Genomic DNA, 22,927 nt, shown 5'->3' on the forward strand with positions numbered 1-22,927 from the left:
GCGATTCTATTTCAAAATTTCAGCTACCACATTCCGCCCCAGCACGGATTCAAAAACATGCCTGTAATCATCGGGGGTAGCACCGCCGTCCCGGCAGACACGTATAAATGATTCCCGTGTTTCGGTACTCATTAAGCTAATATCAAAATCCTTGGAGCTGCGTTTTGCCGGTATTTCACGGTGGATGGAAACTCCTGCCTGCTCCGTCACCTTATGCATAATCTCGCTCATTACGGTTTCTCCTTGATATAAATTTTACCGGATTTGAAAGTCAGTCCATCCGCCCCGCTCACAGCCAGTGCCAAGCGCTTAAGCGCGGGATCGTCTTCCAGCGTTATCTCCGCCCCGGTAATTTTGAGGTCGCTACCGTCTAGCGCATAGCTATAACTGTCAGGAGAAAGTGTACAACGGTCGGGGATTGATACAGATTCAGGAACTGCCGGGAGTTCTACTTCAGGTGTAACAGTAGTAATGGTTATATCTCCACGCTCTACGTAAAGAGCATTAATCTCGTCAGTAGTAAGAGTACGATTAAAAATACGGAGTTGGTCAAAGTATTGCGCTATGTTGTTGTATGTTCCAACCCTAGCAAGTTTGTGTTTACCTGTAGGTCTAGCTTTTCGGAACACTTCAACCTTATCTGCATAAACAACAACGTCATTCTCCTCTACATTGTAAACAAGATGGTGAGGCTGACCATCTTGTAACGCCCAAAGCCATTCTTGTCCGTCAGTAGTGCCATCTAATGTTGATACCCAGCCACCGGGGGTGGTTGTGTATCCTTGAACACCGACTTGAACAATAGCATTATCAGATAAACGTTCAAAGAAAACTTGTTGCTTCAAGCCACCACTTTGTGATCCATCGTACCATGATGACAGACAAAAACCTGTATCTAAATCAACTATAGGACCTTCAATCCTGTAGTCTGACTGACTCTCAACCAATGAAGCTTTACCAAAAACCCCATCAACATATATTGTAAACTCTGCTACAGGTAGTTCAGGAGATAAATCATCAATCGATTTAAGTGTATCATCAAAAGTGTAAGTGGCTACACAAGACGTATCACCAAAGGGTTGTGCAAGATTTGCGGTGTCACCCTCGGCAACAGACTCACTAGCAGAACTAATTTTTATGTCCTGCCCATCAACAGTTAGGTTGTTGTTTAGACCACCCTCGGTATAAATTTTGTTAGCATGTCCACCCTCTACATCAAACGAAGACGTAGAAGGAGTTCCAGTAAGTGCGAGGCTCTTTTCAGGTCCGAGATACTCCCCTACTACGCCTGCGCCGACTTTAAGAGTGGCGTTAGATTTTTTTACTGCCACAGCAGGGATACTTGGTAGAGGTTCGTTTAGAGTGACACTGTATACGCCTGTATTTTCCGACACTGTTAATACCGTTCCTTGTCCTGTATCAGTAAAAACAACGTCACCAGCCTCAACAGCTTCATTAGTATCAAAGCCGCTGGCGGTTGCATTGAAGATATTGAGATTGTCGCTGGTCTGGGTAACCTCTGGCTGAGCAGAAACAATCTGATTTGTATTATCCGCTCCTACGGAATGAGCGGGAGCATGAACACCGTCAGCGTCTACGGTTGCTCCGGGATAACCAGCGGTAGTGTCAGCGAAAGCCACAGTGGGGCCGTTCTGCACCGGCATATCAATCACAGTCACGGCCAGACTAATATCGTTACTCCGGGCGTAGCCGTCCTTTGTGGCGTAAACCAACAGGGAGTAAACAGCATCAACGTCCAGAGTCGGCATGGTCCATTCAAATCCCCATTCCCCGGCATATAGTCCTCCGTCCTCCGGGAATTGTTTCAGCTCTGAAAGCATCCCGCCGGAAACCATGGGCCAGTAACGCGCGTTCGCATCGTGGCTCTGGCCGAGGCTGATCCGCTGGGTAGTACCCTCATTGGCGGAAATCGGTCCGGCCAGCGTGGGCGTTGGACATTTTTCCCAGCCGAGCATGTTTTTCCAGACCGTATCCGCTGGCGGGGCCACCCCGGACACAGGATCGGCAGCAATGCAGATATACAGCCCGCCGTCAAAAACTACGACATCGTTTTTGCTATAGGTTGCCGCTGGATCATACAGCACCGGGCCAACCCCGGCGGCCAATGCCTGCACCATCGCCAGCAGGTCAGCGTCAACGCCGTCCATATCCTGAATTTTTGCCAGCAAGTTTGCAGCGCCGGACCGGGCCGCGCCCACTTCGGCGGTTACGGATGCGGTTGCGGCGGTTTGAGTGGTTTCCAGCGAATTGATGTAGTCAACTATTTTATCCATCAACGGGAGGAGCCACGTAGTTGCCCAGTCGAAATTGTTATCACAATCAACAGAATCACGGGTAAGGGTCATAATGCCTCCGTTAAGCTTATTTTTGCCGCATAGCGGTTGTATGCGGGTTGCGTCACCTTGGGGACAGTTGAAAATTTGCAATGAATTGATGTGTACTGGCTGGCAATGGCATCATCCGGCAACAACGAGACCACCAGAGGAATCGAAGTACCGCAGTGGTGGCGCATTTTCATCAGCGGTCCGTTAACCTCACCCTCGGCGAGGTTGTCCAGCGAAAATGAAAAACCATAACGGCGGTTTTTCTGGTCAACCCAGTCCTGCCCGCCGAGGGAACGCTGGGTGCTGGAATCATCGCCAAGATTGTCCGACCAGCCATAGGAAAAATTAATCTTCGGCTCCCAGTGTTCGCACAGAATGACCCGGCCCACGTGGAATGGGTTGGGTGAATCTATTTCTATTTTAGTGTTTTTGCGACAAAACGGCTTATCCAGCAGCATAATCAGGTTTGTACGCGGCAGGATGGATAAATCGTCTTCCGAGGGATAACCGAGCATGGACGAATTACACAGCGGTAGCTCCTTCATGTTGTAAACAGGTTTAATTACCTCGGTTTCCTGCTGGTAAATTTCGGTCAGGAAATTATCATCATAAACCCGCAGCCGGACCTTGGAACCGAGTCCGAGGTTATGCCCCACCAGCACCAAGGCGGTAAAGGTGCGCGGGATATCGTTGGAAACCTTGATCCAGCCCCCAGCGTCTGGACATTTCCATGCCCGTGCAATCTGCGGGTTCTGCAGATTCTGCACGGGCCAGCCCGGAGCCGAGGCCGAGGCCTCAAGCACGGCTTTATCAAAATGGGTGTTGTTCCAGAAAAAATGCACATTCTTCATCGAAAAAGCTCCAATTTTACTTGGTTTTTGGTCATGTCGTCGGAAATTTTCTGCACCCGGTAAACGTGATCCACGTCCAGCCGATCACGGGTTACGCGCACATGATCCCCGATGTTGAGTGCGAACAGCTCGATATGTGCGGTGCAGCTTGCCACCAGACGGCGCACCGAAAAAAGATCCTTCCAGCGGTCGCGGATGGTGTCGGCGTCCGTGCTGCTGGTCAGGGCTGTTTTTTTGGTCACCTCCTCGGCGGAGGGATTTGCATCGTGCAGCGCGGAATCCTCCCAGCTGCGTTCGGCAGTATCGGCGTTATCCCCGGTAGCGCTGTAATAAACAACGCTGATTTTCCAGTACCGTTTGCCGTGGTCGGCCTCGTTGAATTTGAAAAGTTCGATATCGGAGAGATTGAGGACGGGATCGGCTTCGGCAACCGGAGCGGCGAAGGTGGACACGCGAAACAGACCCGCGCGCGAAAATCCGAACCAGCAGCCCAGCGGTGCAAGCAAAATATCCAGAACCGAACCAACGGACTGATTTTTTGTGACCGGGAGCCAGACATTGAAATTATTCTCAGTCGCCCAAGCATCCCAGAAAGCGGAATCGCGCTTCTCCGGAACTATCCCGGCATCATCGAGCAGCCCGGAGACCACCGTGGGCAGTGTGCCGGATAGGTTCTTGTCGCTGCCAATTTTCTTATCCAGCAGGTCGCGCACGCCATCCACCAGCGGCAGGGTAAGCTTGACGTCATCCCATGCGGGTTTCGGCCCTACCCGGCCGGAAAAGATTTCCTTGAATTCAGAATTATTCAGACCACCGAAACCGAGTTTGATGGAAACAGGCGCGCCCGCAAAATCCCTGTTACGGATTGAATCGTCCAGATGCCCGCTGGCAGTAATCAGGGCACAGTTTCCGTAGGTGGCAACAGTACGGCCCAGCGTCAGAGCCTGCACCGATCTAGTCAGCACAGGCAGGGATTTGATACACGGCGCGTGATAGAACTCACATAAGGCGGGGTCGATAGCGTCCGAGGAAAAGTAAAGAGTTTCGCGCTCCGCTGTCGGGTTCGCCGGATCGCTAACCTGCACCTCAAGAGTGTAGATTTTGCGGCTCAAGGGTTGCGCTGCGTAAATTTCCCAGCTCATATTATGCCCCCGCCTCGATCAGCGTGTCCGCATGGACAAACTGTTCACCGTTTTCCGATGCCTCGCGAAGGTGAGGAACCATAACCTGTGCCAACTGCTGCCCGTCCAGATGGATGTTAACCACAGTTGTCCCGCCACCGCTGCCGGAAACAGCAACACCCTGCTCACGCGCTGCAACCAGATCGCGCACTGCTGCGATAAACTGTTCGGAAACCTCATGGTTGAGCACAAAGCCGTTAGTCTGCGGCATGAAGATTTCACCGGGGAGACCTGGTTCCTGCCAGAGATAGGAATCACCCCGATAGGTAGGGCCGCCGTGACGGCGGGAGCCATCGGTACCACCGGAGTCGCTGTCAGAATCGGAACCACCGGAATCGCTGTCAGAATCGGAACCGCCTCCAAATCCACCTCCAAATCCACCTCCAAATCCGCCACCGAAACTACCGGAAACGCCATCATAGCCGCCGTAGCCTCCGAGATCGGAGGAAAAACCGCCACTACCGCCAAAATCGGAGCCACCGCCACCACCGGACCAGCCGTCTACTCCCGAATACTGACTGTAGGAGCCGTAGCCGTCCCAGTCCCCATAGCCAGCTGCGCCAAGCCCATCCCCAAACGAATAATTATGAATAGCCTGTGCCTGAGCGTAAGCCTTACCCCAAGCGGAATTGGGGTTTTCCCAAGATTCCCGGTCAACCCTGCGACCATCAGATGTATAATAGTCATCACCATAGGCAAAACCGCCGAGTTGTTTAGCGGCAAATTCGCGGGCAGTGTAGCCGAAAAAGCCGAGATCATCTTTAATGGCTCCGGCAATGGCCGTCCTATCTTCGGCAGAACCGCTCATCATAGCTGAGGTGTATTCGTTACCGAACTGATGGGCTGAGGCTAACGCCTTAGAAACCGGACTAGGTTGCGAAGCAATGCCGTAAACGGCCTCCATTTTCTTCTCAATTAATTCCGCAATCTGAGCAGTGGTGAGGGCTTGCGGACTAAATCCCCAGCTAAACTTATCCGGGTCAATAGCACTAACTGAAAGAGCATTCCTGAATCCCTGAAATGCTACTCGCCCACCAATAGCACCAAGACTATCCTCCAGCTTGTCCCGCACTGTTTCGTACTCGCGTACATCAAATGCGTCTGCGATACCCGAGACCGCCATAGAAAAGGCAGGCGAGAGCACACCGGAGACAATAGCTCCCGCCGGGCCGCCCAGCAGGACCGAAGCTACAGACCCAAGTACATTACCAATATTTGCAGAAGAAATCTCAAAAGGGCCGAGACTGAAAGCTCCGTCATCCATACCCAAAGCCCGGTTACCCCACGAACCAACGAGATTCCCGGCAAAATTCGGAGCAAAAGAACCTACAAAGCCGGAAAGAGCGTAATTGTACTGAGCGTTATCCACAGCAGACTGCGAAATATCCATGCCCTGCTCGCGCAGAAAATCGGCCTGTCTGCCGATGTTACTGTAATTCTGGAACGCAGTTGAAAATCCGGACAAAGCTGATATGCCCGCAGCACGCAGAGCATCCCAGCCGTATTCATCCCGTTGGGCGTTATTGAAATGGTCAAAATTTGAGCGTTTACCCACCGAAACGTAATCAACAACGTTATCAAAGAACTGCCCTTTACTTATTCCATCGGACCCCATAGTCTGACGGATGGTCTCAGCCTGCTTGGCCGGGATAACCATTTCTCCTTCCTGCAAGATAGCTGCTGCCTCATCAGCTGCAAGGCGCACGTTCCCGGAATGCCAGATATTAGAAAAAAACGTTCCGGCCATGTCGAATAGGCCGCCGCCCATATTAACAAGGGCATCAATGCCCTTGTTAACCATCAAATCGGCAACATGATTCATCACCGAGCGAGTCATGCCCTGCCAGAAACTATCCCAGTAATCGGAAAAGCTTTTCATTTTCCCCATGGCAACGTCAAAACCCAGATCGGAAAGAGACGATTTCGCGCTGGTGGCGAAACCATTAAAAATATCCACGCCCCGCTCGGCCCATGTCTGCTGGTTTTCCAGCATATCCTCATAGCCGAGGGCTATACCATCGAAAAAATCACCATGAGCCAGCAATCTTTCACGCGCGGCTTTCTTTTCTTCCTCCAGCCGTTTTTTATTTTCCTCTTTAACCTGTTTAGTATGCTCACGCTCTAATTTCGCAAGCTGGGATTTTTCCCACTGGGCAACCTTGACCTTGTTGTTGCCGTCTTCTCGGTAGATGCGGGCCTGTTCGCGGATGGCGCGGCGATCGAGTAGGTATGAATCAAGGAACTCCTTAGAATAAGCAGAATTGAACTCTGCCTGCCTGCGCAGCCTCTCAGCGTTGTACTTTTCGTCAATCTCGCGCAGGGCAAAGGTTTCCCACTCCACCAACTCTACATGATCAACCCCGGCTTTTTTCCAAACCGCTTTCTGCGCTGCAATCTGCTTTTTCTCAAACTCGTAAGGCTCGCTGGTCAGCTTGGTGATCGCGCGGTTAAGCTCTTTCTGGGCGCGGGTGCGGGCTTTCTTTTCTTGATCAGTGAGGGAAGAAGATAAATCAGCGAGAGCCGGGTCTTTGCCGCCAAAAGCCTCCCTATGCCTTCGAATTGAAGCCTCAGAAGCTTTTAAAACCGTATCGAGATTTCGAACCCCATCCATTGAGGTAGAAAAAGAATTCTGAACCTGTTTAGAAAGGTCATCACCAAAAACGCCAGCACCACCGACAGAGAAACGAAGTCCTTCAGTCAGGATCTGGGCATCTTTTGTTCTAGCTGTTTCCAGCTTACGGATTCGATCAGCATTCTCTTTGAGAGAATCAAGTCGCTTGCGAAGCTGTTCTCCATTCATGTCCGAGAACTCGCCCCAAGACATGTGTCCCATTGAAACAGCAGCCAGCCCCTGACCGATATCCCAAACCATAGGACCGATAGAGAGCAGCGAACCAAGTCCCCAACTCCCCAATAAATAGCGGCCTATGATTCCAGCCCCGGCAGGTCCGGTGATTCCATCAGGCAAAGTGTTATAAAAATCATACAAGCCGGCAACAGAGGCCCCTATCGTATTAACGCCCTGCCCGACATCCTTGGCTAAATCTTTAACTTCATCGCCGTGATCGGTAATCCAATCTGAAAGATGATCCAAACCCTTGTTGAATTCCGGGGCAAATGCTTCCCCGAAAGTCTTCATGGAATTATCCCACACAGAATCGAACTTCTTGCGGGTAGCTTCTGAGGTCTGGGACCATTTTTCAAAGGCTTTATCCGTAGAGCCTGCAGCCCCGCCGATGGCTTTGATATTATCCGCCAGCTTGCGCCCGTCTTCAGCCAGCAGCGCGGAAACACCCATGAATGCCTCTGAGGATTCAAACAGGCTGGAGACTCCCACGCCTGCGCTGTCCGCGTATTTCTTCAAGAGCTTCAACGAGCGGACAACACCCTTGTCCGCAATCAGGGCATTACCGGATTCGTAACCCAGTGAGGTCAGGGCCTCGCTCATGGTTTTGGTGGGTTTGAGCAGGTTGACCAGCATGGCCTTGTACTTGGTGGCAGCTTCGGCAGTGGAACCGGAGGTCTGCGTCAGCAGCGCCATGGACGCGCCCATCTCATTTGTGGAGACGGCGGCTTCATTAGAAATATTTGCGAGGTCACCGATTACAGGCACCAGCTCACTAAAGCTGGTCTGGCCCTGCCGCTCGATGGCAAAAAGGAGGTCCGAGGCTTCACTGGCGGTTTCAATTTCATCGCCATAACCGGCCATAACTTTGGTCAGGGCCTTGATGGTCTCGGACTGGGTGACGTGCGCGGCCTGCGATGCTTTGGAGGCCACGGTCAGCATTTCCACAGACCTGACCGGATCGGTAACGCCTGCGGAAATGGTCTGGTAGTACCCGCGCATCAGCTCGGTGGAGCTGCCTAGCACGGGGTTGATTGATTCTATATCTGTGCGGATCGCGCCGAGGTCGCGGTCGGAGACCTTGCCCATGTCAACGAGAGCGGTTTCAAACTGACCGAACTTGTCCACCGCACTGGCTACCGACATACCTATACCGGATAAACCACTGAAAGCAGCCAGCCCGCCCATGGCGGAGCCGAGGGAATTTACCCTCCGGGTAACGCCCTCGGCTTCCATTCCGACTCTGTTGAAAACTCTAGAAGCTTCGTCCTTTGCGGAAATAATTATCCGGGTGTTGGTGTCGTTCAAAGTCCATGTTCCGTACTCCGCTCGGTGCTAGTCATCGCAATTTCAACAGCCCTAATTTTTTCGATTTCATGCCGCCCGATTTCCATGCCCAGCCTATCCGCAACCGCGAAGACAGCAGGCATATCAAAACCAACCAGACCGCCGAAACCAACACGAACCTGCCGGGCGCAGAGGCAAAGAAGCTCGAAAACCTCCTCATTTTCCTCCAGCAACTCCGGGGCCGCCCATTCGCACTCTCCACAAGGCGGGTGGCCCCGGAAATGTTTCCGGCAGTGTTCGCAGTGTATTATTTTTTCTTCTTTGTCCGGACTGTTGTGCCAGAGCCAGACGTCAACAAGTTTTTTATGGCGTTCTCGTTCATTCCTCTGGAATAATTTTCAACAACACCACATAAATAGGCTACATCATGGGCGTTTTCTTCAACCTTCTCTTTTATTTCAGGGTACAACTCCAGAATCAAATCCTCTTTCCAGAAACGAAAACCCAGCTCTCGTACACCAGCCGAAGCGGCGTCATCGCCCTCCTCAGCTTTCTTGCACAGCGCAAGAAACTCAGCCTGTTTTTTATCCAGTTCATGCAACTGGTTACGGGAAAGAGACTTCACTTCGAAATCAAGACCGGAACAAGGTAAAGTAAGACTCATTTTTCTTTTCTCCACAAAAAGTTAAAGTGTTGGTTTAAGCGTAAGAAGCGATGCCGTTAATCAGCTCCGCGACAAAAGGTGCTTCATAGGCGTTGTTTTCCTGAAAACCCTGCACCTGTGCTTCAATGGTAATCCCGGAGGGACCCTTAATTTTTGGCTTGGTTCCCTTAGGTTCAATCTGGCTTTCCGGCAGGATGAAGGAAATCTGCGAACCCTTTGAAATAAAGGAATCCACAAAATCCATAACCACACCGTCTGCGGCTTTTTCGCCCAGTTTGGTGTCTGTGTAATGGCAGCTCAGGGAAGCGCCGATGGTGATATCGTCCTCATTAAGGCAGGTCAGAGTACCCTTGCTGCCCTTGGTGTAACCGTTGGTAGTATCAAGGCTGAACCCCACGTTAATCCCGGAGGAAATCGCCGAGGCCATTTTTTCACCGCCGAGCTGCAGCTCACCATCGGAATGGGTAAAGTTGACATGGGCAAATTTTTTCACTGACCCAGCTGCGGTTTCCAGCGCGTTACGGCAGATCGCAGCGGTGGCATTCAGGGAGAAATCAAGCGCGCCCTCAGTAGAACCGGACGAAGAATAAGAAAAGGAGGAAATCTTGCAGCCCTCGCTCAACCAGAACGGGGCATTATTTTCAGCAGCATCAACCGGAATTTCTTCCTCGACCGTAAAACTAGGCAAACGATCAGAAGTTTTGAAAAGGTGTCGGAAGAATCTGGACGCGACTTCTTCGGCACCACCAAAATTTTCATCAGCGAAAACAGATTCGATAACAATTTCATCGGCAGTACTGGAGGCATGAACAACATAATTGCCATCGTATCCGGTAGTGCCTGTAACGGTAATATTTTCGCCGTAATTATAACCGTGGGCCTCACAAGGCAGGCCGACCAGACCGTCACCCTTATCCACTGCCGCCGCGGCCTTGAGTTTGCGATAGGCACCGCGCTTTACGGTTTCGGTTCCGGCAAAGGCTTCGTCAACGTGAATCGCTTCAATCACGATATCATCGGCACCGGATTCGGGCTGGACGATGTAAACACCGTCGTAGTTTGTGGTGCCCCGGACCGTGACCTGCGTATAATGGCGGAATCCGTGTCCGGCACAGGGGAGCTTGACCAGACCGGGACCAACCTTGACCGGAGAACCGGAAAGGGTCGGTGCGGCAGTAATCTCGGTGGTAACGGGCAGGCCGCAGAGCATTTTCATGATAATGCCGGACATATGCAGCCCCGCAGTCATGCGGATGCTGCCCCCGGCAGTCATGTTTCCCTGTGAGGGCTTGCTGGGCGCGAACTGCCCAAGGATGGATTTATCAGCAACCAGACTGCGTCCGCCATCCAGATCGCAATCCAGAACCGGAACCAGCACCGCCTCAGGATTATCAGGCCGGGTGCGGTACGCGCTTTCAAAAATAACCTTAACCGTTGATTTGTAGCCTCTTGCGGCTTCGAAACTAGCCATGAAAGTCTCCTTAAAGTACGTTTTCCCGGCCAACGGCGCGGGTTTCATTGAAATAAATATCCGAATAAACCACCCGCAACGGAGAGCGGCTGGATACGTCAAAATCATAGTCGGCGCGGCAAACTGGAAAATTGTTTTTGACCAGTACGTCAATTACCTTGGCGTAGAGCTGCCAGACCTGCTTGACCCCGGTTTTCGGGTCTTTCTCGCGGATACCAATATCGAGCCCGATAAACCCGGTCAGCTTCTCAGCCTCAAGCCCGCCGGAACCTGATTCCGGGTTCAGAACGATCCAAGGGGCCGAGCTTTCGCCCTCCGGGTTCAGGTCGTCAGCCGGATAAATCACACTGGGGCTATCCAGCCCGACTTCCGCACACCACTCCACGAGAACCGGGGAGTTCTCAAGAATGGCGGCGGCTTCTAAGACTTTATCCATGGCACTCATTTTTTACGCTCCTTCTTCAGATACCCGGCAATGCGGCGTTCCATGAGCGGGCCGATTTTCGGGCGAAAATCCTCGAACGCCGGATCAATAACCGGACGCTGCGGGGATTCAATGGAGGTCATGTCTGCCGGGAGTGCGCGGCCCGTGGCAGCAAAGAACCGCCGCATGCGCGGGGTTACGATCTGCGGGCCAGCGTGCCAGTTGTATTTTCCACCACGGGAACCGAGAGCCAAAGCCCGCCCGAAACTGCGCGAGGACAAACCCATGTAACCGATTTGCACCTGTTGTTTGGCGGGTTCATGCAGGTATCCGATAGCCTGCGCGACCTTGCCGTATGCGCGGCGGTGCCCGCCCTTTGAAGCCCTGTAACCGCCGATAAGTCGACCGTTACGCATACGCCGTTTCGGAGCGTCAGTTTTGTCTCCAGTACGGTGAAAAGCTGCCATCCTGCGAAAACGGGGGGATGTTTCGGCGGGGTCAATGGTCTCACCGCCTACCCGGCTTTGATAGATGGATTTCTTGATATACCGCTGCAGGTGAAAACCAACAGAACGCAAAGCCCGGTTGAATTCACCGGGAAAGCTTTGCGCCAGATGCTTGAGATACCGTTCACTGCCGTTATCAATAACCACCAGAGACCCGGAGCCGCCGGAATAAAAATCATACCGCTGGCCACGAGTCATGCGCCCGGTAGGACGTCCCTGGTTATCGAGAGCTTCGCGGATTCCGGTGCGGACCTCACCGTCCGATTTAGGTCTTTGCCATGGCATGGTTAGCTCCGTTGGTCAGTGTTGGCGAAAACACGCCAGATTTGCACCTCTCCATCCACGTGTGTGGGCTGGAACTGACGCACGGTGAAAACAGACTCGCCCACCCGGACCTGTTCATCATGAACAGGAGAAACGTCTTTTCCGAGTCTATTGGAGGAAAACGTAAATTTTGCCCAGCGGGAAGCTCCTGAACGGAAACGCTTATTAACTTCCGGCGGCTCCGCGCCATAGCCGTAATCTTTGAACATAGCCTTAAACGGAAGCGGATCGGCCCCGCCCTGCATGTAAAGAATTTCGGCCCCGTGGGCCTCGCATGTCTGGTCGAAAGTGTCGGCGATTGATGACATTTATTTACCTGCCTGTGCTTCGTAGCAGTCGATTACAGCATCACGCTCCTCCACCGCATCGGTCAGGCTCATAACATTAAGCCTCTGACGGCGGGTGTTTTCAGCAGAACCGATATGTTCGACTTCAACCAGCGGATAAACTTCATAAGGACCGGGACGCGGACATTTTTCCAATTTGGCCTCGACCTCAATAATCTGCACTTGCGGCTTGGGCAGTTCGGTTGCCTTCGGTGCGCATGAGCACAGAATTAATAAAATGAACATTGTTACGGCTCGTTTCATCGTCAATCACTCCGCTGGTTTGTTCAGGGGAAACATTAACGGCCTTGCGGTCCAGTTCCTGAGAACGGGCCAGCCGCTTGATATAGTCCCGCTTGGATTTCTGCAGGCTGGTGACCTGCCCTTGAAGCCCGGTCACTTTCTTATGCAGTTCGGCCTCATCAGCCTCGGCAAGGTTGGCTCGGGTCTCGGCGTTAGCGCGCAGGGCCTGTTCAGTAACCAAAGTGGCATTGAGACAACCATTTTCATAACGCAGCTGCTTGATATCACCCTTTAAGGAACCGATCCGCCAGAGCATCCCAGCGAGGATCAGAGCGACCAGAACCAAACCGCCCACGGAGGCAGCAAGTTTGATTTTGCTGCCTCCGCAGAGGTTTAAGAGGAGGGATAAAATTTTCATTTAGCGCACCTACGAGTACAACCAGACCACAGGCCCGAACTGATTAAGTTTTTCGGGGTCGATATCCACATGGATAAAGGTTTTAGCAATGCCTATACGCTCAAACCCAGCCATGACGAGTCCCCGAAGAATCTCCGCACGCTGAGGACTGCCTTCCACTGCGATATCAACAGCGTATCCACCCAGATGGGAAGAATTAGACTTACCGCCAACAGACTCATTATGAGCCGCACACCGATATCCGCTGTTGATTTTAAAAGGCACACCAGCAAGAGAACGGGCAGCGTCCAGTTTTTCGAGGAGGTAAGGGTCAAGTTTGCAATCAGCGCAGCAAGGACATGCGAGCATCGGGTCAGTGGATAAAGAAAAGAACTGAGAGTTAACCATAAAGTTCCTCGTCATTTGCTCCAGCAGGACCGGAGGATGAATTATTTTTGTGAGCTACAGGACGATTATAAGGCCGAGACTGGGGACCGTATTGGCCGGGGCCATAACCATATCCACCTGCGCCGTAGTCAATCCGTCCGCTGATGGGGTCGTAATTGTCCTGATAGTATTGCAACCGTTCAATCAACTTTTGTGGGATGATGCGCACACCCATCCTTGTCAGGTGCTTTGTGATGCTGATGAACTCAGTCACTGCGAACCAAAAAACTACGAACTCACGAAATTTAGCTAAAACAGCGGGGAAATCACCTTGCTCTATGGTGATATCGACCATGTTTGAAACGGCAATGACCACTCCATAAAGTAGAAATTTGAGGCAACCGCGTACAATTCTAGGGTTGTTATATGTTCCATCCCGCAGAGCCAAAGAAACCCCAAGAATAAGGTCCGCAATCATCAGAACCAGAATGGCAGCAAGGGCCATGTCATACCCACCCACCAACCACGAAATACCCGTACAGCAGGTAGATAAAATTGTTTTAACTATGGCATCGCTGAAAAGCTGATTCATTTTCGACCCCGGTTGCCCGCCCCAAGCCCCGCCAGCGGATTGGCGAGACAAGGGGCGGACGGTTGTGGAGATTTATCCGTTAAGCTGGATTTCGACGGTGGGATCGTCGGTGCCAGCGGCTTCGTACACGTATCCGGCATAGGTGTTGTCGGTGGCGGTTGTGGTCAACGCACCGGAACCGATCTCGCCACCCTTGGGATCGCCGTCTGCATCCCAATAGACTTTGGCTCCCTGAAGCAGGACGCCAGTAACCTTGGGCAACGCCCAGACTCTGGTTACAGCGCAAGCCCCTGACTGACCGACCGGGATATCCACGGTAGCCACGCCCATAATCTCGCCGATAACAACGGACTGGCCGGAAAGAATATCCGCAGCGGTGCCGTTGGTGTAAATGATGACTTTGCCGTCACAAATGCAATTCTGTGCCATTTTGATTTGCTCCTTTTGAGATTAGGGCTGCTGGTTAGCCAGTAGCTTTGCCTGTCTTCTGGAGGCCTTCGCGACCCATGGGACCACCGCCGAAGCAGATACGACCTTTGTAGGAAATAGAATCTGTTTTAAAAGAATCGTGTTCGAAAATTTCCGGCTCTTCACGACCACGGAGGAAACCGACGTCAACGGTTTCGACCTGATTAGGATCACCAGCTAGATAACGCGCACCCTCTTTATCAAGAGCGGGATCGGAAATGATTTCGAGCTTTCCGGCGTTGGGGTTATGGACCCCAGCGGAAAGATTCGCTTCGGGCAGAGCCGTGGAACGCAGAAGAATTTCTGCATTTGTTTCCATAGTGGTGGGGACGACCAAATATTTAGGAGTAACGTAGAGAGGATCGCCGTTCTCGTCCTTCTGGGTACGCATTTTAGCGCGAGAATCAGCCAGCGAAGCAGACGTCAAGTCACAACCATCAAGTAAGTTGCCAGCCCCTGCATAGAAAAGAGGGTATCCGTCGGACATGTTCGGGTTGGAAATAATCATATCCCAAACAATCTTATTCAGAACCTTTGCCGCAGAAGAACCGAGCTTCTGCGGAATTTTGGTAAACAGGCTCAGATCGTCGTCAGTAATCATTTCAAAAGTCAGAGAAATAATGCGTCCGTATTTAGCAATCTGGAAACTTTCCTGAACATCCTTGAGGTAGGTTTCTTTGTATTCGCCGTTTTCCTTAACTTCGCGGAAGTCACCAGCATCTTTGAGCGCAACCCCGTACTGTTTTTTGAAATTGCTCACCGGAACAATGTTAACCAGCGGGCGCCAATTCTGGGGGATAGCCTGAAAAGACTTCAACACCCGAATATTAGAAACATCCATGAAAATGGATTTAAAATCGCTAGTGGAAGTCGGAGCACCAGCAGAAAGCTCAAGGATTTTCTGGGCAAGCTGATCAGGAGCCAGCGTGGAAGCGTCAACATTCATGCGGGAAAGGCACTGACGCGCCAGTTCATGAATGGGCATGAAGCGGAACTTTTCATAACCGGGTGCAGGCTTGTCATCACCTTCAAAACGTCCACCAAGGCGAGCGACAAGACCGTGCACAGCGGCAAGGCGGAACTTATCAGCCTCATCAGCCCCCATCTCAACACGACCCATTGCAGCGGGACCATTCTTTTTCCCAGCAAGCTCGAACATCTGCCGGGTCAGCTCGGCCATAGTGTTTCCGGCCTTGATGCCATCGGCGAGATCGTCAAGCGAAAGACCCAGCTGCGCGGCATTCTGGCCGAGAAGCAAAGTATCAGTAGCGGAAAGGGTTGCCACCGGAGCGGGATCAGCTGTAGGAATAACCGGCTGTTCGCCACCGGGCTGCTGCGCGCCGAAACCTGCCTTGGCTGCTGCCAATTCAGCCTTAGCTTTCGCGTAAGCTGCCTTTGCTCCCTCAAGGTCATTGTTCAGAGTGGCAGTGGTGCCGGGTTCGGGATCACCTTCGAAGGTGGGAACGGTAATGATGCCAGCGTCCTCGATCTTTGCCAGAAAAGCCTTTGCGGCTTCGTCAGTTGCTTCGGCACTGAGGCCGAGCGAAACCAGCCATTTTTTTAATCTTGCGTCCATGCGGACCTCCTTATTTTTGCGGGGTCCAGTCATGGAGATACCCGCGGTGTCATCGTCAGCACCGAATGTGCAGAACGAAACTTCAAAAACACTTGATTTAAGCCAGACATCAATGGGGCCGGTTACGGTCTGCCCGTTGACCTCGTATGTCTCTCCTTCTGCAATTTCCAAAACCTGCAGGGCACGGACTCCGATGGAGCACTGCCACGGGAAATCCTGATCAGCGCAGTTTAAAACCTCTTCCGCTGCGGCAGTTCCTTTGAGGAAATAGCCGTCAGCAATAAAGCCGTTATCACTGGCTTCTGTTTTATCGATCACACCAACCCGCTGATTGGTGTAGTGGTCCAGCAGCGAAGGCATTTTTGCTTTTTCCGCTTTGATGCCATCAAGAGAGATGATGAAACGCCCCCAGAAACCCCAGTCGATCTCTTTCCCGGTGTAACCGAGCATGGAAAAACGGCGCGGGGTTTCGGCTTCATTCCCTTTTGGTTCGGCCTTCAAAAACCGGACATCACCGCGCAAGTGGGCGATGTTGTCATCTGCAAAAGCGGTTAACCGGGCCTGATTCCAGAACCCGGAACACTGCGCCATGGAATTTTCAGCACGGCACCGCTTTAAAAAATCCTGTTTTGCCTCGTCCTTATTAGGCAGCAAGTGCGACATCATCCGCCTCCAGCAGTTTAATTTCTTTCAAACGCTCTGTTTCCTGTTCGAGCTTGTCCGCCACCTCAAAAAAATCCTTGCCCTGCTTGGCGCAGGCTTCCTGCCTGCTGGTAATGCCGAGTTGGATTTCAAGTTCTGTGGCCCTGGAATCCTTGAGCGGATCAATCCATGCCCAGCCGGGATTCTGCCAAGTGACCGGAACTTCATTATCCAGCGCACCGGAAAAAAGACCGGTCATACGCAGGAAGGAAATAAATTTTTCCCAGATGGGATCGTTAAAACGCTCATTGATGAAATTTTGCAGAACCTCGTAACCGCGCCGTTCCAGCAGGGTGCCGGAACGCGCGGAAGAATAAGAAGCATCGGTAAAATCGTTAGAAAAAGTTTCGTAGGAAACGCCCGCCCCCACAGCGGCACCCTTAAGAGTGCCCTTAGTGAAACTTGTGTAGGCCTCACCGCCACGGGTATACTGCTGGGCTTCGGGTTCGAATCCGGGCGGCAGCTCCACGATCTGGCCCGGACTGGTATATTTTGGAACACCAGTTCCACCGGGGATGGGCTGACCGTCCGGGCCTATCTGCATAGCTCCGGGAAATGTCCCACCACCATTGCCACCCATGGTCCGCTTGAGAAAATAGACGAAAGAAGACATCAACCGAGCGGCGATACGCTCGGAATTCTGATAGTCTTCAAAGTCGTGCATGGTCATGATCAGCGGGGTCAGCCAAGGCATGCCGCGAGACTGGGAAGCGCGTTCACGCTTGAAAATATGCTGGATCTGCCCTGCAGGAATGCGGCGGGATTCGCCGGAATAACGGATAAAAGACCCGTCACCGGGATGGACGGGCAAAATGTGATAGGCAAGGGGCTTGCCATAACTGCTGTATTCAATGCCATGGCGGGCGTACTTTCCGCCCTCAAGCTCACCGTGTACCATGCGGTCGAGCTGGTCGGTTTCGATCAGCTCGATACCCAGCGGCACCACACCCTTTTCCAGTAATTCCGGGTCCGGGTGAGTATGAACGAGGATTTCGCCATCCTGATACAGGTGGCGCACAACCAGCTCCTGCAGCTCGGAAAGTTTGACCTCTTTGGCCCACTTTTTATAAATCTTTTCAAGCCTGGTATTTTTTCTGGTATCCAGCTTTTTATCAGCCTTGCGGCACCCGGCTTGCGGGAAAATGCCCTTGTAGATCACGTTGTCACAGATACGCTTAAGCGTACCGGAAACGTATTCCGAGTTGCGCGCCAGATCGCGGGCACGGGCTACGGTTAAATCACGGTCTTTGCTGATCAGGTTATCAGCGGATTCCTTGGAGGGACGCCAGCGGGCATTCGGCCCTTTGCGGGTAGCGGCCTTGTAGGAAAGCAAGGCTTGACGGCCACGGGAAAATTCAAGAGCAGCCGAAGGGCTGAAAATTCCGAGGCAGGCACTAACGGTGTTTGTCCAGCCGTTAAAAATTTTCTCGGAACGGGTCAGATGTTCGGGAGCGCTCATCGTCCACCCCCGAAAACAACCTGCGAAACACGAATGCCACCGGAACCGTCCTGCTGAGCGATACGCTCTTCCAGTTCGTCAATTTTTTTCTGAATCTTATCCAGCTCGGCGGACTGAAATTTCATGCCCTCGATTTCAACGGAAAAACTGCCGTTCAGAATTTTAGTTTCTGCGGCCAGATAAGCGTCAAGTCGTATTTTGTCCCTTTCCAGTGACATTCAAGCCCCCAATGTGAGATTTTCCTAAAAGGCTACACATTGGGTGCTTTTCCACAATTGGAAAAATGTGTTTTGTAGTAAACTAGTCTGGCCCAATTTTGGAATAACAATAAATATCAAAAGGTTACAAAGACCGGAATTTGACTTGTTACTAGATTGCTTAGATTTTTTCTTGACAATGGAGTTGGACAAGAGATTCGGGAGGTTAGGTTTTATTTCATACCGTGAATAGGTGGGAATAAGAAAACCCCCGCTTTGTTGGTTACAAAGAGGGGGTTGAGGTAAATCAAGCTATATTGATGTCAGAAAAAGGAATTGTTTTAGGGCCATCATCGCCGAGCCATTCAACAAAATACCAGCCCTTGGCCCGTTTTTCATGACGAAAATTAACCTCAAATTTCATCCAACGGCCCCACATCTGGATAGTCACGGGTTCGCATTCCTGCTCGCGTACCCACTGGCAATATAGCTGGTAAAGCGGCGTGGCCTGAATAACCATTCTTTCCGAAAGACTGAACTTCTTGGCCGAAGGCTTAAGGAATCGTTCGACCCATTCGCGGAACAATATCATGGACTGGTCCCCGCCCTGAATCTGCAATCCAGAGCCGGGGCGCACATCGGAAAGAAGGTGGCAATATTCAAAAAACAAACGGTGAATATCATCTTCGCAACCACCATTCATTCGTGCTACCTGCACAGCGGATTGTAAAGCAACGGACCGCTGATTCGGACGCAGCCGGGGAAGCTTATCCAACTCATACGGCAAGGAAGGGGTCGAAGCAGATTCTTCGCTTTCGGGATCGTCATCACCAAGAGCATAACAACCTCGTTCACGCAGAGTAGGAAGAACTTCCGAGGTGACCCAACGGCGAAACTTTTTGGCTTCGGGTTTACGGCTTTTGAAGATTAGGGAGTAGAGGCCGGATTCGGAGACGGCTAAAACCTCCTGCCTTCTGCCTATGGGGTCGGTAATACCTACCCCATCTCTTTCGTCATCATCCAATCGCGAAACTGCGTCTTTGTGGTTAGAGATTTCCAAAGCAGCACAAACATCCTTGGCCACAAACCAATAAAGACCTTCTTGATCTGTAACAACCCGGACCACACGGTCACCGAAATCAAAAGGGATAATTTTATCAGACATTGCCAAGCCTCCGCTCCAGATCGCGCATGAACTCGGCGTTCTTGGCTTCCATTGCCTCCCATTCAGTTTTTATCAGATGGGACACACCGCCGAACTTCTCAAAATCAAGGACATCAGAAAGAATTATGAAGGGATAGAGATTAGCTTGAAGCTGTTGCTGGACAAGAGATAAAACGCGGGATTGTTCGGTTTCGTTGATGGGGGTTACTTTTGAGCTCATGAAGAGCCTCCTTGCGGCTGAAAGTGTTTCAAGACTTTAAAAAAATTACCGGGAGCTTGAAACAACGTCCGCAAGAACGCCCTGCTAAACTTTCCCCCTAAGGGTCTTGTATGGTAAAGCAGACTCCCGGCAAAAAATGGAGACTAAATATGATTATGCCCAGAAAGGGGTATGGTTAAAAATAGGGCATAAAAAAGCCACTTCTGACGGGAGCGGAAGCCGCTTGCGGTTAAGAGTGTTTCAAGCTCTTGAGTAATTATTTATCCCGTTATTGGTTAACAAGTCAACCAATAACGGGATATTTTATGTGGTAAGGTCATTTCTTCTTTTTCAATTCATCTCGCAACTTTTCTTTTTCATCCCTAATCCACTTAGACAAGGCAGGCATCAAATGAATATACTTACGTTTAGAAACTTCCCTGTTCTCTGAATGAAAATTAAAACTATCACCGTTGAACTTGATCTTAGAATTTACAGTATTTGCTCTGAGGCTTACTTCAGCACTTATTTTTTCTCCTTCAACCTGCCCTGCAATTATCCACTTCATAGGATCATCAAGCTGGGTCTCTTCAACAGTTGAAATTGCATCTACTGGCAAATCATCAGGAATTCCATGCACAGAGCGAAAAACAATATCCTGTACTTCTATCGGAGTTCCATGAGTCCAAACATTTCCACTCTTTTCCCATCCATACCGCTTGCCTTGGAAACAAACACTGTACCAAATATCATCCTCGCGATCTTTAAAGTAAGCAATTTCACCATGAGGGCTGTCCAGCTTCACAATTTTTTTATCCGCTGGAATTTTCCACCCTTTTTTATAAAACCACTCCAAAGCTTCTTGATACAAAGATAAATACTTCGGTAATCTATCCTGCCCGATACAGTACTGTACAAGATGTTTACAAAGTCTACGGGGATCATCCTGTGGGAATTGCTGCCTGCGTTTCTGCCAATCAGGACAAGTACAGGACAATTGCCCCAGACTGACATGGTAAGTTTCCCCGGATGAACGCGAAACCACCGCTACAGCATCATCTGGAAGAACCGGCCCAGAATTCATCTTGAAATTCTTGAAAAGCCAATAAAGACCAGCCGCGAGAACTATTAATAGCCATTCCATAACATCACCCTAAGGAGTAAATTCAACGTTTCTTGCACTTCCACTGGTCGCATATCCAAGCGCCGCATTAAAAAGGATACCCAAAATAGAACTGACTGTTTCCTTCCGAATCACAGTAGCTGAAGCATACTTGTTTTTCTTAAAAGCAAGGTATTTTTCATTTTTCACGGCAATGTCATAGTCATTATTCCGCATCTGAAACAAGATTTTCCTGTAAACATCTTCCGGGATAGGCTTGGCAAAAGTCACATAAACAACATTTTTCGCATATGTTAAATTATTATTCCTTGAATCTGGATGATTATACGAAAACTTTACTCCATAAGGATTTTCTTTACCTTCATCATATTGCATTTTTTTTGCTGCACACCCCCCAACTAAACAACCCACCATAACCAATAACAAAATTTTTCTCATAAATGCCACCTCGTTAAATTTTACCACCCACCACGATTATAATATTATCTAAAGAGTATCAAGGCGACACAAAGATTCCATAAACAGAAAAATCCCCGGCCGCACAAAATGCAACCGGGGATACAGATGAGGGAGATCCGGACAACCCGGAGACCCTGAAATCTATTTATGCACTAAACTAAAATCAGTCAACGCCATCCTCCGCCGCTGCGTAGACCTCCCATACGGCACAAGCCCGCGCGGATAGCTCGGCAACCCTGATCCGGTCCGGTTTTTCATCCGGCCAGTCAAATTCTCCGACAGTAACCCCCGACTCAGGATCAGTGAAACAGCCCTCGCCCGGTTTATCCATAACACGGACGCTAAAACGTTCCGGGTGCAGGTGAAAAACAAAAAATATTCCCTCTTCGCCATGCTGGACCATCCACTCAGGCCCATCTGTAGGGTCCAGAGCCCAGCCGCGCAATTGCAGCTCAGCGCAGAGCGATTCAGGGATTTCCATTTTCTCGGATTCCATTTTACTAATACGTGTCTGGTCTATTCCGTTTATTGCCAATTCCTCAGCAAATTTAGTCTGGTTCAGTCCAGTCTTTTTCCGTATTTTTTTCAGGTCTGATCCTGTCATTTTATAAATCCTCAATTTTTCGTGCCAGTTCATCACGGGCAATCTTCACCAACACATCAACTACATTTTTAGATTTTTTCGGGCCGATATCCCGCCTGCGTGAACGGATCGCCTCCGGGGTTCTCCATGGCAACAACTGGCAGCACACACAGTCAGGCCATTTAAGTAATAGCCTATCCTCCTCCGGTTGCCACTGATGAATCATTCCTATGCCGGGATCAGTCGGGAGTTTCCATTCAGGAACCCCGGCAACCATGGCAATACACAGCAACTCATAAGTTCCGACCAGAGGGGCGAAACGTTCCTCTGGTAACATCCCTTTTGTCATGCCAGACTGAGGACTACGACGCCCCTTTCTACGATTTTTTGAACGCTCACCGGGGGGTTTACACATAAAAACCTCCAGAAAGGAAATCCCCGCCCGAAGGCGGGGAACATGCTTTTAATCTTCAAGCATTATTGAAATTTCTTCTTCGGCTTCTCTTACCAGCTTGTTTTCCATAAATGCCCGAACAACAGTGTGGAGAGGGCCTTTGTAGTCTACATCATGGATAACGTTTACAGTCTGACTTTCTTCAAAGCAGACCTCATCATAACCATTCTTCTTCAGCCACCTGTTGACTCTCATTTCAATCTGACGAGTGCGATCAAAAGCTGCTGTCCCGTCTGATACTCCGTGCCAACCAAAGTGAGTTGTTGTTGAAGCTGACATCCTAGTTCTCCTGAGTTTGGTTTTGTCTGGGGAGGATTCCCCTCATCTGTTGAAATCAGATTATCGAAACCATAACTCGCCGTCAACATATTTTTGCATATTTTTGCATATTTTTATTTATCTCATTTCAAATACTGAAAAGACACAATAAATCCCCCTCCCGGTAGCCCGGAAGGGGGATTTAAATTTTCATCACACAGGCGATTATATAAACCAGCTCAAGAGAAACAACACCGCCACAGGTAATATAAACCACCGCCTGAAACTACGCCAGAAACTAGCCCAGAAACCCAGCTGCGGCTGTTCCAGCGTGTAGCTATACCCGTGTCCGCACTTCGGACACTTGGCCGGACAATCTGAAATATCAGTTCCGCAGATATGGCAATAAAATTTACCCATAACCCACCTTACCTTTTTGAA

General features: G+C 50.6%; 26 protein-coding genes. All 26 read right to left on the reverse strand.

Annotated features, from left to right (window positions below):
- Nucleotides 1-6: 6 nt before the first annotated feature.
- Nucleotides 7-231, reverse strand: a complete 225-nt coding sequence (locus ACKU35_RS14905) for a hypothetical protein (RefSeq protein WP_319760348.1) — start codon at nucleotides 229-231, stop codon at nucleotides 7-9.
- Nucleotides 231-2,366, reverse strand: coding sequence for a hypothetical protein (locus tag ACKU35_RS14910; protein WP_319760350.1), 2,136 nt, complete (start codon nucleotides 2,364-2,366; stop codon nucleotides 231-233). Before ACKU35_RS14910 ends, ACKU35_RS14905 begins: the two co-directional genes overlap by 1 nt.
- Nucleotides 2,363-3,196: a hypothetical protein gene (locus tag ACKU35_RS14915; RefSeq protein ID WP_319760352.1), complete on the reverse strand. Its 834-nt coding sequence runs from the start codon at nucleotides 3,194-3,196 to the stop codon at nucleotides 2,363-2,365. The genes ACKU35_RS14910 and ACKU35_RS14915 overlap by 4 nt, the downstream gene beginning before the upstream one ends.
- On the reverse strand, nucleotides 3,193-4,338 hold the full coding sequence (locus ACKU35_RS14920; RefSeq protein WP_319760354.1) for a hypothetical protein: 1,146 nt from the start codon (nucleotides 4,336-4,338) through the stop codon (nucleotides 3,193-3,195). Before ACKU35_RS14920 ends, ACKU35_RS14915 begins: the two co-directional genes overlap by 4 nt.
- A gap of 1 nt (nucleotide 4,339) precedes the next feature.
- Nucleotides 4,340-8,530, reverse strand: a complete 4,191-nt coding sequence (locus ACKU35_RS14925) for a phage tail tape measure protein (protein WP_319760356.1) — start codon at nucleotides 8,528-8,530, stop codon at nucleotides 4,340-4,342.
- The gene (locus ACKU35_RS14930; protein WP_319760358.1) at nucleotides 8,527-8,742 is read right to left on the reverse strand and encodes a DUF1799 domain-containing protein; all 216 of its coding nucleotides are present in this window, start codon (nucleotides 8,740-8,742) and stop codon (nucleotides 8,527-8,529) included. The genes ACKU35_RS14925 and ACKU35_RS14930 overlap by 4 nt, the downstream gene beginning before the upstream one ends.
- A 74-nt stretch (nucleotides 8,743-8,816) precedes the next feature.
- Complete coding sequence (locus tag ACKU35_RS14935; RefSeq protein WP_319760359.1) at nucleotides 8,817-9,173, reverse strand: hypothetical protein; 357 nt, start codon at nucleotides 9,171-9,173, stop codon at nucleotides 8,817-8,819.
- Between the two features lie 34 nt (nucleotides 9,174-9,207).
- Nucleotides 9,208-10,644: a phage tail tube protein gene (locus ACKU35_RS14940; protein WP_319760361.1), complete on the reverse strand. Its 1,437-nt coding sequence runs from the start codon at nucleotides 10,642-10,644 to the stop codon at nucleotides 9,208-9,210.
- A 10-nt stretch (nucleotides 10,645-10,654) separates the two neighbouring features.
- Nucleotides 10,655-11,089, reverse strand: a complete 435-nt coding sequence (locus ACKU35_RS14945; RefSeq protein WP_319760364.1) for a hypothetical protein — start codon at nucleotides 11,087-11,089, stop codon at nucleotides 10,655-10,657.
- The gene (locus ACKU35_RS14950) at nucleotides 11,086-11,859 is read right to left on the reverse strand and encodes a hypothetical protein (RefSeq protein ID WP_319760366.1); all 774 of its coding nucleotides are present in this window, start codon (nucleotides 11,857-11,859) and stop codon (nucleotides 11,086-11,088) included. The genes ACKU35_RS14945 and ACKU35_RS14950 overlap by 4 nt, the downstream gene beginning before the upstream one ends.
- 2 nt (nucleotides 11,860-11,861) lie before the next feature.
- A complete protein-coding gene (locus ACKU35_RS14955; RefSeq protein WP_319760367.1) occupies nucleotides 11,862-12,206 on the reverse strand; it encodes a hypothetical protein in 345 nt (114 codons plus the stop codon).
- On the reverse strand, nucleotides 12,207-12,470 hold the full coding sequence (locus ACKU35_RS14960) for a hypothetical protein (protein ID WP_319760369.1): 264 nt from the start codon (nucleotides 12,468-12,470) through the stop codon (nucleotides 12,207-12,209).
- Entirely contained in the window at nucleotides 12,394-12,885 is a 492-nt protein-coding gene (locus ACKU35_RS14965) for a hypothetical protein (RefSeq protein WP_319760371.1), read from the reverse strand. The genes ACKU35_RS14960 and ACKU35_RS14965 overlap by 77 nt, the downstream gene beginning before the upstream one ends.
- 9 nt (nucleotides 12,886-12,894) lie before the next feature.
- Nucleotides 12,895-13,272 (reverse strand): D-Ala-D-Ala carboxypeptidase family metallohydrolase, encoded by a 378-nt coding sequence (locus tag ACKU35_RS14970; RefSeq protein WP_319760373.1) that lies wholly within the window; start codon nucleotides 13,270-13,272, stop codon nucleotides 12,895-12,897.
- The gene (locus tag ACKU35_RS14975; RefSeq protein WP_319760375.1) at nucleotides 13,265-13,843 is read right to left on the reverse strand and encodes a phage holin family protein; all 579 of its coding nucleotides are present in this window, start codon (nucleotides 13,841-13,843) and stop codon (nucleotides 13,265-13,267) included. Before ACKU35_RS14975 ends, ACKU35_RS14970 begins: the two co-directional genes overlap by 8 nt.
- Nucleotides 13,844-13,915: 72 nt before the next feature.
- A complete protein-coding gene (locus tag ACKU35_RS14980) occupies nucleotides 13,916-14,272 on the reverse strand; it encodes a DUF2190 family protein (RefSeq protein WP_319760377.1) in 357 nt (118 codons plus the stop codon).
- Nucleotides 14,273-14,306: 34 nt separating this feature from the next.
- Nucleotides 14,307-16,553: a Mu-like prophage major head subunit gpT family protein gene (locus tag ACKU35_RS14985; protein WP_319760379.1), complete on the reverse strand. Its 2,247-nt coding sequence runs from the start codon at nucleotides 16,551-16,553 to the stop codon at nucleotides 14,307-14,309.
- Nucleotides 16,531-18,048, reverse strand: a complete 1,518-nt coding sequence (locus ACKU35_RS14990) for a phage portal protein (RefSeq protein WP_319760381.1) — start codon at nucleotides 18,046-18,048, stop codon at nucleotides 16,531-16,533. Before ACKU35_RS14990 ends, ACKU35_RS14985 begins: the two co-directional genes overlap by 23 nt.
- Entirely contained in the window at nucleotides 18,045-18,266 is a 222-nt protein-coding gene (locus tag ACKU35_RS14995) for a hypothetical protein (RefSeq protein ID WP_319760383.1), read from the reverse strand. The genes ACKU35_RS14990 and ACKU35_RS14995 overlap by 4 nt, the downstream gene beginning before the upstream one ends.
- 286 nt (nucleotides 18,267-18,552) lie before the next feature.
- Nucleotides 18,553-19,410 carry a Bro-N domain-containing protein gene (locus tag ACKU35_RS15000; RefSeq protein WP_319760384.1) on the reverse strand — a complete coding sequence of 286 codons (858 nt, stop codon included), beginning with the start codon at nucleotides 19,408-19,410 and terminating at the stop codon, nucleotides 18,553-18,555.
- On the reverse strand, nucleotides 19,403-19,630 hold the full coding sequence (locus tag ACKU35_RS15005) for a hypothetical protein (RefSeq protein WP_319760386.1): 228 nt from the start codon (nucleotides 19,628-19,630) through the stop codon (nucleotides 19,403-19,405). The genes ACKU35_RS15000 and ACKU35_RS15005 overlap by 8 nt, the downstream gene beginning before the upstream one ends.
- 316 nt (nucleotides 19,631-19,946) lie before the next feature.
- Nucleotides 19,947-20,753: an SWIM zinc finger family protein gene (locus tag ACKU35_RS15010; RefSeq protein WP_319760388.1), complete on the reverse strand. Its 807-nt coding sequence runs from the start codon at nucleotides 20,751-20,753 to the stop codon at nucleotides 19,947-19,949.
- A 9-nt stretch (nucleotides 20,754-20,762) separates the two neighbouring features.
- Nucleotides 20,763-21,170, reverse strand: a complete 408-nt coding sequence (locus ACKU35_RS15015; protein WP_319760389.1) for a hypothetical protein — start codon at nucleotides 21,168-21,170, stop codon at nucleotides 20,763-20,765.
- 184 nt (nucleotides 21,171-21,354) lie between these two features.
- On the reverse strand, nucleotides 21,355-21,795 hold the full coding sequence (locus ACKU35_RS15020; RefSeq protein ID WP_319760391.1) for a helix-turn-helix transcriptional regulator: 441 nt from the start codon (nucleotides 21,793-21,795) through the stop codon (nucleotides 21,355-21,357).
- Nucleotide 21,796: 1 nt separating this feature from the next.
- On the reverse strand, nucleotides 21,797-22,189 hold the full coding sequence (locus ACKU35_RS15025; protein ID WP_319760393.1) for a hypothetical protein: 393 nt from the start codon (nucleotides 22,187-22,189) through the stop codon (nucleotides 21,797-21,799).
- A gap of 48 nt (nucleotides 22,190-22,237) precedes the next feature.
- Nucleotides 22,238-22,507 carry a hypothetical protein gene (locus tag ACKU35_RS15030; protein ID WP_319760395.1) on the reverse strand — a complete coding sequence of 90 codons (270 nt, stop codon included), beginning with the start codon at nucleotides 22,505-22,507 and terminating at the stop codon, nucleotides 22,238-22,240.
- Nucleotides 22,508-22,927: the final 420 nt, after the last annotated feature.

Origin of the sequence: Maridesulfovibrio sp. (assembly GCF_963676065.1) — a bacterium.
Lineage (GTDB): Bacteria > Desulfobacterota > Desulfovibrionia > Desulfovibrionales > Desulfovibrionaceae > Maridesulfovibrio.